15 protein-coding genes are annotated in these 12,431 nt (G+C 73.0%); 8 read left to right on the top strand and 7 right to left on the bottom strand.

Features of this window, described 5'->3' with window-relative positions:
• Nucleotides 1-10: 10 nt before the first annotated feature.
• Nucleotides 11-421 (bottom strand): hypothetical protein, encoded by a 411-nt coding sequence (locus ASF78_RS15765; protein WP_056591436.1) that lies wholly within the window; start codon nt 419-421, stop codon nt 11-13.
• Nucleotides 422-497: 76 nt separating this feature from the next.
• Between ASF78_RS15765 and ASF78_RS15760 the strand changes: the two genes are divergently transcribed.
• The 3 genes from ASF78_RS15760 (at nt 498) to ASF78_RS15750 (ending at nt 3,298) form a co-directional block, all read left to right on the top strand.
• Nucleotides 498-1,073 (top strand): TetR/AcrR family transcriptional regulator, encoded by a 576-nt coding sequence (locus ASF78_RS15760; RefSeq protein WP_056591434.1) that lies wholly within the window; start codon nt 498-500, stop codon nt 1,071-1,073.
• 36 nt (nt 1,074-1,109) lie between these two features.
• Nucleotides 1,110-2,228: a winged helix DNA-binding domain-containing protein gene (locus tag ASF78_RS15755; protein WP_056591432.1), complete on the top strand. Its 1,119-nt coding sequence runs from the start codon at nt 1,110-1,112 to the stop codon at nt 2,226-2,228.
• A 149-nt stretch (nt 2,229-2,377) separates the two neighbouring features.
• Complete coding sequence (locus ASF78_RS15750) at nt 2,378-3,298, top strand: DMT family transporter (protein ID WP_056591430.1); 921 nt, start codon at nt 2,378-2,380, stop codon at nt 3,296-3,298.
• Nucleotides 3,299-3,348: 50 nt separating this feature from the next.
• On the opposite strand, the gene ASF78_RS15745 is transcribed toward ASF78_RS15750, so the two are convergent.
• From ASF78_RS15745 to ASF78_RS15730, 4 genes are read right to left on the bottom strand one after another with little or no spacing between them, the layout of a single operon-like run.
• Nucleotides 3,349-5,034 carry a ribonuclease J gene (locus tag ASF78_RS15745; RefSeq protein WP_056591428.1) on the bottom strand — a complete coding sequence of 562 codons (1,686 nt, stop codon included), beginning with the start codon at nt 5,032-5,034 and terminating at the stop codon, nt 3,349-3,351.
• Between the two features lie 16 nt (nt 5,035-5,050).
• Nucleotides 5,051-5,968 (bottom strand): 4-hydroxy-tetrahydrodipicolinate synthase, encoded by a 918-nt coding sequence (dapA, locus tag ASF78_RS15740; protein ID WP_056591426.1) that lies wholly within the window; start codon nt 5,966-5,968, stop codon nt 5,051-5,053.
• 50 nt (nt 5,969-6,018) lie between these two features.
• The gene (locus ASF78_RS15735) at nt 6,019-6,519 is read right to left on the bottom strand and encodes a dihydrofolate reductase (RefSeq protein ID WP_056591424.1); all 501 of its coding nucleotides are present in this window, start codon (nt 6,517-6,519) and stop codon (nt 6,019-6,021) included.
• Nucleotides 6,516-7,319, bottom strand: coding sequence for a thymidylate synthase (locus tag ASF78_RS15730; protein ID WP_056591422.1), 804 nt, complete (start codon nt 7,317-7,319; stop codon nt 6,516-6,518). Before ASF78_RS15730 ends, ASF78_RS15735 begins: the two co-directional genes overlap by 4 nt.
• Before the next feature lie 71 nt (nt 7,320-7,390).
• On the opposite strand from ASF78_RS15730, the gene ASF78_RS15725 reads away from it, so the two are divergent.
• The 5 genes from ASF78_RS15725 to ASF78_RS15705 all read left to right on the top strand — a co-directional run bounded on the left by ASF78_RS15725 (nt 7,391) and on the right by ASF78_RS15705 (nt 11,198).
• The gene (locus ASF78_RS15725) at nt 7,391-8,863 is read left to right on the top strand and encodes an NAD-dependent succinate-semialdehyde dehydrogenase (protein WP_056591420.1); all 1,473 of its coding nucleotides are present in this window, start codon (nt 7,391-7,393) and stop codon (nt 8,861-8,863) included.
• 29 nt (nt 8,864-8,892) lie between these two features.
• Nucleotides 8,893-9,585 carry an AzlC family ABC transporter permease gene (locus ASF78_RS15720; RefSeq protein WP_056591417.1) on the top strand — a complete coding sequence of 231 codons (693 nt, stop codon included), beginning with the start codon at nt 8,893-8,895 and terminating at the stop codon, nt 9,583-9,585.
• Complete coding sequence (locus ASF78_RS15715) at nt 9,582-9,902, top strand: AzlD domain-containing protein (protein WP_056591414.1); 321 nt, start codon at nt 9,582-9,584, stop codon at nt 9,900-9,902. The genes ASF78_RS15720 and ASF78_RS15715 overlap by 4 nt, the downstream gene beginning before the upstream one ends.
• Nucleotides 9,903-10,005: 103 nt before the next feature.
• Nucleotides 10,006-10,632 (top strand): TIGR00645 family protein, encoded by a 627-nt coding sequence (locus ASF78_RS15710; protein ID WP_082495120.1) that lies wholly within the window; start codon nt 10,006-10,008, stop codon nt 10,630-10,632.
• A complete protein-coding gene (locus ASF78_RS15705) occupies nt 10,632-11,198 on the top strand; it encodes a GNAT family N-acetyltransferase (RefSeq protein WP_056591411.1) in 567 nt (188 codons plus the stop codon). Before ASF78_RS15710 ends, ASF78_RS15705 begins: the two co-directional genes overlap by 1 nt.
• Here the strand turns inward: ASF78_RS15705 and ASF78_RS15700 are convergent.
• On the bottom strand, nt 11,195-11,659 hold the full coding sequence (locus ASF78_RS15700; protein WP_056591409.1) for a hypothetical protein: 465 nt from the start codon (nt 11,657-11,659) through the stop codon (nt 11,195-11,197). The two genes, ASF78_RS15705 and ASF78_RS15700, sit on opposite strands and share 4 nt — an antisense overlap.
• Nucleotides 11,660-11,661: 2 nt before the next feature.
• Complete coding sequence (gene dapB / locus ASF78_RS15695) at nt 11,662-12,417, bottom strand: 4-hydroxy-tetrahydrodipicolinate reductase (RefSeq protein WP_082495119.1); 756 nt, start codon at nt 12,415-12,417, stop codon at nt 11,662-11,664.
• Between the last annotated feature and the right edge of the window lie 14 nt (nt 12,418-12,431).

Below are 12,431 nucleotides of genomic sequence, written 5' to 3'. Positions count from 1 at the left end.
GGGCGTGCGTTCACCCGAGCAGCAGGCCCACACCGAGGGTCGCGACCCCCGCGGCGAGCAGGACCGCCCCGACGCCGAGCAGGAGGACGGCCCGGTTGGGCTCCTGCCGACCGCGTCCCATCGCGGCGAAGAAGAAGCCGGCCGACATGACGATCGCCGCGAGCAGCACGCCTGTCTGCGCGAGCCAGCGCCAGAATCCCGTGAGCGTCGTGGCCTCCCCGAGGACCAGGCAGACGAGGCCGAGCGTCACCAGGACCCCTGCGTGGGCGTGCCCGGCCCGGAAGAAGCTCTTCTGGAAGTCGGTGACCTCCTCCTTGCCGGTGACGACGCGCAGCAGGAACGCGCCGCCGGACTCGATCGCGACCACGGACAGGGCGACGATCCCGGCGGTGACCCGGGCGGCCTCGGTGAGCTCGATCATGGCAGTCCTCCTCGTTTGCGAACAGCGTTATAGAACACTGTACGTAAACTCCCGTCAAGCCCTCTAGACTCGCCCGATGGCCCGTCCCCGCGTGCACGACGACGCCCTCCGCGCCCGCCTGCTCGAGGAGGCGTCGACGATCGTCGCGACCGCCGGAGCGGCCGCGCTGACGGTCCGCGACCTCGCGTCCCGCGCGGGGACGTCGCCCTCGGCCGTGTACTCCCTGTTCGGCAGCCGCGACGACCTCGTCCGGGCCGTCGGCGACGAGGCGTTCGCGCGCTTCGCCGTGCGGCTCGCCGCGGTCCCCCGCACCGCGGACCCCGGTGCGGACCTGCTCGGCCTCGGCCTCGCCTACCGGGAGAACGCCCTCGCCGACCCGCACTTCTACCGCGTGATGTTCAGCGCGACGGGCGCGGGTCTGCAGGACGGGAGCCGCGGACCGGCGACCGCCAGCGCGACGTTCCTGGTCCTGCGCGACGCGGTCGCCCGGGTCCTGGGCGACGGCGTCCCGGCCGAGGAGCCGGCCCTGGGTCTGTGGGCCCTCGTGCACGGGCTCGTCGAGCTCGAGCTCGACGGGCTCCTGCCGGACGGGGGCGAGCAGCGCTACGCGCACGTGCTGCGCACCGCGGGCCAGGGGATCCTCGGCGGCTGACCTGCCGGTGTGGGCGGCTCGTGCCACGGTGGAACCATGTCCGTGAGCCGAATGCAGGTGCTGCGGTACCGAGTGCACGCCCAGGAGCTCGACCGACCGACGAACCAGGACCGGCGCCCCGACGATGCCGCGGTCCTCGACCTCGGCGCACAGGACACCGGACCCGACGGCGCGCTCTGGGCGCTCGCAGTGCGGGGCGTCCCCGTGACCGCGCACCACTGGCCCCAGGAGCTCGCGCTGGCGTGGACAGTTCGCGCCTCCCCGCACGCCTACCGCCGCGCCGACCTGCCGGCGGTCCAGAAGGCACTGCGCCCCTACTCCGAGGCCGACGCGGCCAAGCGCCTGCTGAGCGCCGCGGCGCCGCTGAAGGCTGCCGGGATCCCGGCGCTCGACGCGATGGCGACGGTGGCGACGACGATGCGCGACGTCGTGACCGAGCCGATCGTGAAGGGGGCACTGTCGACCCGGATGACCGCCGAGCTCACGGAGCCGTACATGCGCTGGTGCGCGGCATGCCGGGCCACCCATCTCTACGAGATGCCCTTCCGCATGGGTGCCCTGCACGGCGGCCTCGAGCTGGAGCCGGACACCTCTCCCCCGGTCGTCAGGCGCATCCCCCGCTGGCCCGCCGGCCAGGTGGGGAACCTCGAGCGGCTCTCCGGCGACGGCGACGGCTCGGTGGACCTGCTCCGCAACCTGCTGCACCTCCTCGGCCCCCTCACACCGGCGCAGGCCGCAACGTACCTGGACGGGGCCGTCCGGGACGTGAAGGCCCGCTGGCCGCACGACGCGGTCGACGTCACCGTCGACGGACGACCCGCCAGCATGCTCAAGGGAGACCTCGCCGCACTGCAGGACCCTCCAGCCCGGCCGGTCGTGCGCCTGCTCGGTCCGTACGACCTGTACCTGCAGGGCCGGGACCGGGACGTCCTCGTCCCGGACACGACCCGGCACAAGGCGCTCTGGCCCGTGATCGGCCGACCGGGAGCGGTGCTCGTGGACGGCGAGATCGTCGGCACCTGGCGGCCGCGTGCGAAGGGAAAGCAGCTCGCGCTCGAGCTCGACGAGTGGGTGCCGTGGTCGCGCGGGACGAGGACCGCCGTCAGGGTCGAGCACGAGCGGCTGGCGGAGTTCCGCGGCGTGACGCCGACCTGAGGACGGCAGGCTCCAGCCCGTCGGCCGCGCCGCGCCAGCACGTCGCCCGGAAGTTCCGCACCAGCACCGGGCGACGTTCCGCACGGAAAAGATGTCGGTGGCCGGCCCTACGGTGTCGGTATGCGTCCTCGGTCCTGCGCGGTGCCCACGTGAGCCGCCGCGGCTGGTTCCTCCTGGTCGTCGTCGGAGTCATCTGGGGCGTCCCGTACCTGCTCATCAAGATCGCCGTCACGGACGTCACGCCTGTCATGGTCGTGTTCGTCCGCACCGCGCTCGGCGCCCTCCTGCTCCTGCCGTTCGCCCTGCGCGGGGGTGGGCTGCGGGTGCTCCGCGGCCACTGGCCGGCGGTGCTCGGGTTCGCGGTCCTGGAGATCGTCCTGCCGTGGATCCTGCTGTCGAACGCCGAACGCACGCTGTCCAGCTCGACCACCGGCCTGCTCGTCGCGACGGTGCCGATCGCCGCGGTCGTCCTCGGGCGGCTCGTGGGTGACCGCAAGCCGGTGGCGTTCGTGCGCTGGGTCGGCCTGCTCGTCGGGCTGGGCGGCGTCGCGCTGCTCCTCGGGCCGGGCGCCGCCGGTGGGGACCCGTGGGCCGTCGCCCAGGTGCTGCTCGCCGCGCTCGGTTACGCGGCCGCGCCGATCATCGCGGACCGCAGCCTGCGCGACGTGCCCGCCATCCCCCTAACGGCCACCTGCCTGGGGATCACCGCGCTCGCCTACGCACCCGTCGTCCTGGTGACCGGTCCGCACCCGTGGCCGCCGGTCGATGCGGTGCTGGCCCTCGTCGGCCTCGGTGCGCTGTGCACCGCGCTCGCGTTCGTCCTGTTCTTCCAGCTCATCGTCGAGGTCGGCGCGGCCAGGTCCACCCTCGTCGCCTACCTCAACCCGGTGGTCGCCGTGGCCCTGGGCGCGCTGGTGCTCGACGAGGTCATCACGCTGACCGTGCTCGCAGCGACCGCGCTGATCCTGCTCGGCTCGGCGGCGGCGTCGCGACGCTCCCGCGCCGTGGACGCACTGCACGACGACGCCTCACCCACCGCCGACGAGGCAGCGCGCGTCACCCCCACGTGACGACGGCCCCGCCCTGCCGAGGCAGGACGGGGCCGCGCAGGACGAGCGGATCAGGCCTCGACGACCACCGGGATGATCATCGGGCGGCGGCGCAGACGGTTGGACACCCAGCGCCCCACGACCCGGCGCATGACCTGCTGGAGGACGTGCGCGTCGGAGTTCCCGTTGCGTGCCGACTCCTCGAGAGCAGCGGTCAGCTCGGGGAGGATGTCGTCGAACACGGCATCCTGCTCGGCAAAGCCGCGCGCGTGGATCTGCGGCCCGGCGAGCACCTTGCCGTCGGCCGAGCTGACCACGGCGAAGATCGAGATGAAGCCCTCGTCGCCCAGGATGCGGCGGTCCTTGAGCTCGACCTCGGTGATCTCCCCGACGCTGGAGCCGTCGACGTACACGTACCCGCAGGGCACGGCGCCGACGATCCGCGCACGACCGTCGATCAGGTCGACGACCACACCGTCCTCGGCGAGCACCACGCGGTCGGCCGGGATGCCGGTCTGCACCGCGAGCGCCGCGTTGGCCACGAGGTGCCGGATCTCGCCGTGCACGGGCATGACGTTGCGCGGCTTGAGGATGTTGTAGCAGTAGAGGAGCTCGCCGGCGCTGGCGTGGCCCGAGACGTGCACCTTGGCGTTGCCGGAGTGCACGACACGGGCGCCCAGGCGGGTCAGGCCGTTGATCACGCGGAAGACGGCGTTCTCGTTCCCGGGGATGAGAGACGACGCCATGATCACGGTGTCGCCGGGGCCGACGGAGACCTTGTGGTCGTTGTTGGCGATCCGGGACAGCGCAGCCATCGGCTCACCCTGCGAACCGGTGCACATGAGCACGATCTCGTCGTCGCGCAGGGTGTCGACCTGCTTGAGGTCGATCAGCACACCCTCGGGCACCTTGAGGTAGCCGAGGTCGGCGGCGATGCCCATGTTGCGCACCATCGAGCGGCCGACGAGCGCGACACGGCGCTGGTGCGTGTAGGCGGCGTCCAGCACCTGCTGGACGCGGTGCACGTGCGACGCGAACGACGCGACGATGATCCGCTTGGTGGAGTCCGCGAACACCTGGTCGAGGACCGGGCCGATCCCCCGCTCCTGCGCGACGAACCCGGGCACCTCGGCGTTGGTGGAGTCGACCATGAACAGGTCGACGCCGCGCTCACCGAGCCGCGCGAAGGCCCGCAGGTCGGTGATCCGACCGTCGAGCGGCAGCTGGTCCATCTTGAAGTCGCCCGTGTGCAGCACGGTGCCCGCGGCGGTGTGCACGGCGACGGCGAGCGCGTCGGGGATGGAGTGGTTCACGGCGACGAACTCGCACTCGAACCCGCCGAACGTCGCGGTCTGCCCCTCGCGCACCTCGCGCGTCACGGGCTGGATGCGGTGCTCCTTGAGCTTCGCCTCGATGAACGCGAGCGTCAGCCGGGAGCCGACCAGCGGGATGTTCTTGCGCAGCCGCAGCAGGTACGGGACGGCACCGATGTGGTCCTCGTGACCGTGCGTGAGGATGATCGCCTCGATGTCGTCGAGGCGGTCCTTGATGTACTCGAAGTCCGGGAGGATCAGGTCGACGCCGGGCTGGTGGTCCTCGGGGAACAGGACGCCGCAGTCGATGACGAGCAGGCGTCCGGCGTGCTCGAGGACGGCCATGTTGCGGCCGACCTCTCCGAGCCCACCCAGTGCGACGACGCGCAGGGCGCCGTCGGGGAGTGCCGGGGGCAGGGTGAGCTCGGGATGCGGGTGACTCATGTGGCTCCTGGTGGGATCAGCGCACGACGACGTCGAGCAGCCCGGCGGCCCGCAGGCCGTCACGGATCAGCGCGAGCTCGTCGTCGGTCGCGGGGACGAGCGGGAGGCGCACCGAGCGCTCGGGCAGGATGCCCAGCACCTGGAGCGCGGCCTTCGCGGCGACGGCCTGGAAGCCGGCACCGTTGAGTGCGTCGATCGCGGGGATGATCGATCGGAAGATCTGCAGCGCCGTCGTGTGGTCGCCCGCGTCGAACGCGGCGACGATCTCGGCCAGCTGGCGGCCCGCCACGTGGCCCGAGACGCTGACGATGCCCACGGCACCGTGAGCGAGCAGGGTCAGCAGCGCGCTGTCGTCGCCGCAGTACCAGGCCAGGCCGGTCTGCGCGATCGACTTGGCGGCTGCGTAGGCGTCGCCGCCGGCGTCCTTCATGGCGACGACCCGGTCGTGGCCCGCGAGCGCCGCGATGGTCTCGGGTGCGAACCGCACACCGGTGCGGCCAGGGACGTCGTAGAGCATGACGGGCAGGTCGGTGGCGTCGGCGACCGCCTCGACGTGCCGGCGGACGCCGTCCTGGGACGGGCGCGAGTAGTACGGGCTGACGACGAGCAGTCCGTGGGCTCCGGCCTCGGCCGCCTGCTCCGCCATGCGCACGGCGTGCGCGGTGTCGTTGGACCCGGCACCGGCGACGACCGAGGCCCGGTCGCCCACGGCCTCCACGACGGCCTGGACGAGCTCGGCCTTCTCGGGCGCGTGCGTCGTGGACGCCTCGCCGGTGGTGCCGCTGAGCACCAGTCCGTCGTGGCCGTGCTCCACCAGGTGCTTCGCCAGGTTCACCGCTCCGGCGAGGTCGACCGCGCCGTCCGCCGTCATCGGCGTGACCATCGCGGAGAGCACGGACCCGAACGGGCGGGTGGGCGTGGAGATGCGCGGCATGGGGCCACGGTACCGCCCCGGGCAGGGGCGACGTCCTGTGGTTTCGCCCCTCAGGCGCGCAGGTACGACTCGAACCGGTACCGCGTGCCCCCGGCCGAGGAGACGTGCCAGCCGTGGTCGGGATCGACGCTCGCACGCCTCCAGGTGCCGCGGTCGAGGGCCGGGGCACGCGTGTCGCCGCCGACGTCGAGCGACACGACCGTGAGCTCGACGCGCTGCGCGAGCGGGAGGAACGTCCGGTAGACCTCTCCCCCGCCGATCACCCAGGCGTCGCGGTCCCCGACCAGCCGGAGCGCCTCGTCGATCCCGTGCACGACGAGCGCGCCGGCGGCCTCGAACCCGGGCGTCCGGGTGAGCACGATGTTGTCGCGGCCGGGCAGGGGACGGAACCGCGCGGGCAGCGACGCCCACGTGGCGCGGCCCATGATCACGGGGTGCCCGCGGGTGAGGTCCCGGAAGTGGGCCATGTCCTCGGGGACGTGCCACGGCAGGGTGCCGTCGCGCCCGATGATCCCGGTGGGGGTCTGCCCCCAGACCAGCGCCAGGCTCACACGGCCACCGGCGCCTTGATGGCGGGGTGGTACCGGTAGTCGACCACCTGGACGTCGTCGAACGTGTAGTCGAACAGCGAGTCGGCCTTGTGCAGCTCGAGGGTCGGCGCCGGGTACGGCGTCCGGCTGAGCTGCTCGCGGACCTGGTCGACGTGGTTGTCGTAGATGTGGCAGTCCCCGCCGGTCCACACGAAGTCGCCGACCTCGAGGCCCACCTGCTGGGCGACCATGTGGGTGAGCAGCGCGTACGACGCGATGTTGAACGGCACGCCGAGGAAGAGGTCGGCGGAGCGCTGGTAGAGCTGGCACGAGAGCCGGCCGTCGGCGACGTAGAACTGGAAGAACGCGTGGCACGGCGCGAGCGCCATCGAGGGGATGTCGGCGACGTTCCACGCCGAGACGATGTGCCGGCGCGAGTCGGGGTCCCGACGCAGGTTGGCCAGCAGCTCCGTGATCTGGTCGATGTGGCCGCCGTCGGGGGTCGGCCAGCTGCGCCACTGCACGCCGTACACCGGGCCGAGCTCGCCGTCCGGACCGGCCCACTCGTCCCAGATGGTGACGTTGTTCTCGTGCAGGTAGGCGACGTTCGACTCTCCGCGCAGGAACCACAGCAGCTCGTGCACGATCGAGCGCAGGTGCACGCGCTTCGTCGTGACCAGCGGGAACCCCGCGGACAGGTCGAACCGCATCTGGTGGCCGAACACGCTGCGCGTCCCCGTCCCCGTGCGGTCCGCCTTCGGGGTGCCGGTCTCGAGCACGAGACGCAGGAGGTCCTCGTACGGGGAGGCAGTCTCGGTCATGCGCGCCATCGTAGGTCGCCGCCGACGGCGGGTCCGCGCGCCGACGCGCCGCGGACGACATACTGGCGGGTATGACGCCGCCGTCCCTGCCCCCCACCGTCGCCGCCCACGTCCCCACCGGGGTCCTGATCGACGGGGCATGGCGCCCCGCGAGCACCGGCCGGACGTTCGAGGTCGCCGACCCCGCGACCACCGAGGTGCTCTTCGACGTGGCCGACGGCGGCGAGCAGGACGCGCTCGACGCCCTGACCGCGGCCGACGGGGCGTTTCCGGAGTGGCGCGCGACCGCGCCCCGGGTGCGCGCCGAGCTGCTGCGGGCGGTGTTCGAGACGCTGACCGCGCGGACGGAGGACATCGCCGCGCTGGTGACTGCCGAGGGGGGCAAGCCGCTGGCGGAGTCCCGCGCCGAGGTCGCGTACGGCGCCGACTACGTCCGCTGGTACTCCGAGCAGGCCGTCCGCTTCGAGGGTCTGGCCCGCCGCGCGCCGTCGGGCGCCAACCACCAGCTCGTCCTGCGCCGCCCCGTCGGACCCGCGCTGCTCATCACGCCCTGGAACTTCCCGATCGCGATGATCGCCCGCAAGGTCGCCCCGGCGCTGGCCGCGGGGTGCACGGTCGTCATCAAGCCTGCCCAGCTCACCCCGCTGACCACCGCGTACGTCGCGGAGATCATCCGGGAGGAGCTCGAGGGCCGCGGGCTGCCGACGGGTGTGGTCAACGTGGTGCCGTCGGCGTCGGCGCGCACCGTCTCCGGTCCGCTGCTCGCGGACCCCCGGCTGCGCAAGCTCTCGTTCACCGGCTCGACCGAGGTGGGTGCCGCGCTGCTCAAGGCGTCGGCGGACAACATCCTGCGCACGTCCATGGAGCTGGGCGGGAACGCCCCGTTCCTCGTGTTCGAGGACGCCGACATCCCCGCCGCCGTGCAGGGCGCCGTGCAGGCGAAGATGCGCAACGCGGGCCAGACGTGCGTCGCCGCCAACCGGTTCCTCGTGCACGCGTCCGTCGCCGAGGAGTTCACCGCGGGCCTCACGGAGGCGTTCGACAAGCTCGTCGTGGGGCACGGGGCCGACGAGGGCACGACGGTCGGTCCGCTCATCGAGTCGTCGGCCGTCGACCGCGTCGAGGAGGTCGTCGCGGAGGCCGTCGACGCCGGGGCGCGCGTCCGGATCGGCGGCGACCGGCCCGACCGACCCGGCTACTTCTACGCACCGACGGTCCTCGACCGGGTGTCGGCGGACCTGCGGGTGATCACCGAGGAGACGTTCGGCCCCGTCGCCCCGGTCGTGACGTTCGGCTCGGAGGACGAGGGCGTCGCCCTGGCGAACTCGACCCCGTTCGGGCTGGTGGCCTACGCGTACACGCGGGACATCGCACGCGTGATGCGGCTGGCGGAGTCGGTGGAGACCGGCATGCTCGGCGTGAACCGCGGCATCGTGTCGGACGCGAGCGCCCCGTTCGGCGGCGTGAAGTCCTCGGGGCTGGGCCGCGAGGGCGGCGAGGCCGGCATCGAGGAGTACCTCGACAGCGTGTACGTGTCGATCTAGCGGGCGGCCGCTGTGTCACAGTTGCCCGCGTGACGCAGGACGCCGAGGGACGGGCCGCCATCCGGCAGGCCGTGTCCGTCGCCCTCGCCACCGGTCTGTACGGCGTCTCGTTCGGCGCGCTCGCCGTCGCCGCTGGGCTGACCGTCCCGCAGGCCATGGCGCTCAGCCTCCTGATGTTCTCGGGCGGCTCGCAGTTCGCGTTCATCGGCGTCGTCGGGGCGGGCGGGCTCGCCGGTGCGGCGATCGCGACCGCGGGGCTGCTCGGTGTCCGCAACGGGCTCTACGGTCCGCAGGTCGCACCACTCATCGACTCCCGCGGCTGGCGTCGCCCCCTGGCCGCCCAGCTGACCATCGACGAGTCCACCGCCGTCGCGACCGCGCACAAGGCTCCCCACGCGGCGCAGCTCGGGTTCTGGTGGACCGGCGTCGGCGTGTTCGTGCTCTGGAACCTCTTCACGCTCGTCGGCGCCGTCGCCGGCGACCGCATGGGCGACCCGGCGAAGTACGGGCTCGACGCCGCCGCGGCCGCCGCGTTCCTCGGTCTGGTGTGGCCGCGGATCACCGGCCCGGGCTCCCGCCTCGCGCAGACGGTGGCGGTCGGTGCGGTCGTCGTCGCCCTCGCGCTCACTCCCCTGGTGCCCGCCGGGATCCCGGTGCTGCTGGCCGCGGTGGTCGCGATCGTCGCGGGACTGGTCGCGCGCGAGCCGGAGCCGGCCGCATGAGCACGCTCGGCACCTGGATCGCGCTGCTCGTCGCCAGCGCTGTCGTCTTCACGCTCAAGCTCGCCGGTCACCTGGTGCCCAAGCACTGGCTCGCCGAGCCCCGGGTCGCCCGCACGGCCGCCCTCGTGACGGTCGCCCTGCTGTCCGCCCTGGTCGCGGTGCAGACCGCCACCCGCGGGAACGAGCTCGTGCTCGACGCCCGGTTGCCCGCGCTGGTCGTCGCGGCGATCGCCCTGGCGCTGCGCGCGCCGTTCATCGTCGTCGTCCTGCTCGCCGCGGTGACCGCGGCTGTGCTCCGAGCACTGGGCATGCCGTAGGGCGCGAGGGCACGATCGGGGATACTCGACCGTTGGGTGTCCGAACACCCCCCGCCAGGCGCTGCAGACGCGCGCCCGGCGCCGTCACTTCCCGGAGGACCCCGTGGCCACTCCCGCCCAGCGCAACTCGCTCGGCTCGTTGATCTTCTTCTCCCGCTGGCTCCAGGTCCCCCTGTACCTCGGCCTGATCGTCGCCCAGGCGATCTACGTCTGGCAGTTCATGGTCGAGCTCGGGCACATCTTCTCCGAGGTGTTCTTCCACGGCGGCATGAGCGAGTCCGCCATCATGCTCGCCGTCCTCGGCCTCGTCGACGTCGTGATGATCGCGAACCTGCTGATCATGGTGATCATCGGCGGCTACGAGACGTTCGTGTCCCGGATCAAGCTCGACGACCACCCGGACCAGCCGGAGTGGCTGTCGCACGTCAACGCGAACGTGCTGAAGACCAAGCTGGCCATGTCCATCATCGGCATCTCGTCGATCCACCTGCTGGCCAGCTTCATCCGTGCCGAGTCCATCCTCGAGGAACCGCACGGCAACGCTGTGCTCCTGTGGCAGACCGCGATCCACCTGGCCTTCATCCTCTCCGCCGTCGCGCTCGCGTGGATCGACAAGATCTCGGCCAAGCACCCGCCCAAGGCGGTGCCCGTGGCCGACCCGACGTGGGGACCCGTCACCAACCCGCCCAGGGTCACGGACGACCGCCACGACCCGGTGAACGTCCTCTGATGCCCCTGTTCAGCGAGAACGCCGACGTCTCGGTCCGCCCGGCGATCCGGGGCGACGAGCACGCGATCGCCCGCATCCAGGTCCAGGCGTGGCACCTCTCGCACGCCGAGGTCCTGGGCCAGGGCGCCCTCGACATGCTCGACACGTCGGCGATCGAGGCGCAGTGGGCGTCGGCGGTCTCCTCCCCGCCCGGCGCGGGCTACCGCGTGCTGGTCGCCTGCGACGGGCCCACGGTCGTCGGCGTGGTCTCGGTCGCGCCCGTCCCGACGCCGGAGGACCGGCCGTTCGACGCGCCCGGCGGCGCGATCCTCGCGCTCGAGGTCGAGCCCGCGCACCAGCGCGTCGGCCACGGGTCACGGCTGCTCGCGGCGGCGGTCGACACGCTGCGCGAGGACGGCGCCGACCAGGTGCACACCTGGGTGCTCGACGGCGACGACGCGCGGGCGCAGTTCCTGTCGTCCGCCGGTCTCGGTCCCGACGACGTGATCCGCGAGCTGGTCTCCGGCCGGATGCCCGACGGGTCCACGCGGACCGTCACCGAGCACCGCTGGTCCGCCTCGATCTAGGCGCGGTGCAGCCGGCTGGCCGTCCGCAGCGACTCGCGGGCGCGCCGCCGGTCCCCCGCCGCGTCGTAGGCGAACGCGAGGTGGTACCAGGACCGCCAGTCGTCGGGCTGCGCCTCGGCCCGCTCGCGCGCCGGCTCGAAGGCCTCCCGCGCAGCGGCACGGTCGATCCGCCCGGCGGGTGACCGGGGCAGGTCGTCGACGGGCAGCTCGTCGGCCTCCGCCAGCTCGTCGGCCATCCGCTGGACGTCGATCGCCAGCCGCCACTCGCGCGCGACCAGCCAGATCACCAGCGGCGGCAGGATCCAGAACGCGATCCCCAGGCCGATCCCGACGGGCTCGCCGGTTCGGATGAGGGCGGTCGCGCGCGTGGCGACGAGCCACACGTACAGGCCGAGCAGGCCGGTGAGCGCGACGGCGGCCGCGACGGAGGTCCAGCGCAGGCGGCTCGAGCGGGCGGCCATGGTCACGCCAGGTCGAGCAGGTGCTCGAGCCCGACGGTCAACCCCGGCCGCGCGCCCACCTGCCGCACCGCGAGCAGGACGCCGGGCATGAAGCTGACCCGGTCGAACGAGTCGTGCCGGATGGTCAGCTGCTCACCGGCGTTGCCCAGCAGGATCTCCTCGTGCGCGACGAGACCGCGCAGCCGTACGGAGTGCACCCGCACCCCGTCGACGTCGGCCCCGCGGGCGCCGTCGAGAGACTGGGTCGTGGCGTCCGGCAGCGGCCCGAGAGCGGCAGCAGCGCGTGCCGCTGCGATCGCGGAGGCCGTGTGCCGTGCGGTGCCCGACGGCGCGTCGACCTTGTCGGGGTGGTGCAGCTCGATGACCTCGACGGACTCGAACCAGCGGGCCGCCCGTGCCGCGAACGCCATGGCCAGCACGGCGCCGAGCGCGAAGTTCGGGGCGACCAGGACGCCGACGCCGGGCCGGTCCGCCAGGTGGTCGCGCACGCGGGCCAGCGAGTCGTCGTCCCAGCCGGTCGTGCCGACGACCAGGTGGACCCCGGCGTCGACCAGGGCGTGCACGTTGCCCTCGGTGGCTGACGGGACCGTGAAGTCGACCGCGACCTGCGCACCGGCGTCCACGACCGCCGACAGGTCCGCGTCGGCATCGACCGCGGCGACCAGCTCCAGGTCAGGCGCCTCCTGCACGGCGCGGACGACCGTCGACCCCATGCGTCCCGCCGCACCCAGCACGGCCACCCTGATGCGCTCGCTCACGAGGAGAAACCCTA

It is taken from the genome of Cellulomonas sp. Leaf334 (genome assembly GCF_001424195.1).
GTDB lineage: Bacteria > Actinomycetota > Actinomycetes > Actinomycetales > Cellulomonadaceae > Cellulomonas.
Note: the sequence above shows the minus strand (reverse complement) of the source record. Positions and strands in the feature narration are given on the sequence as shown.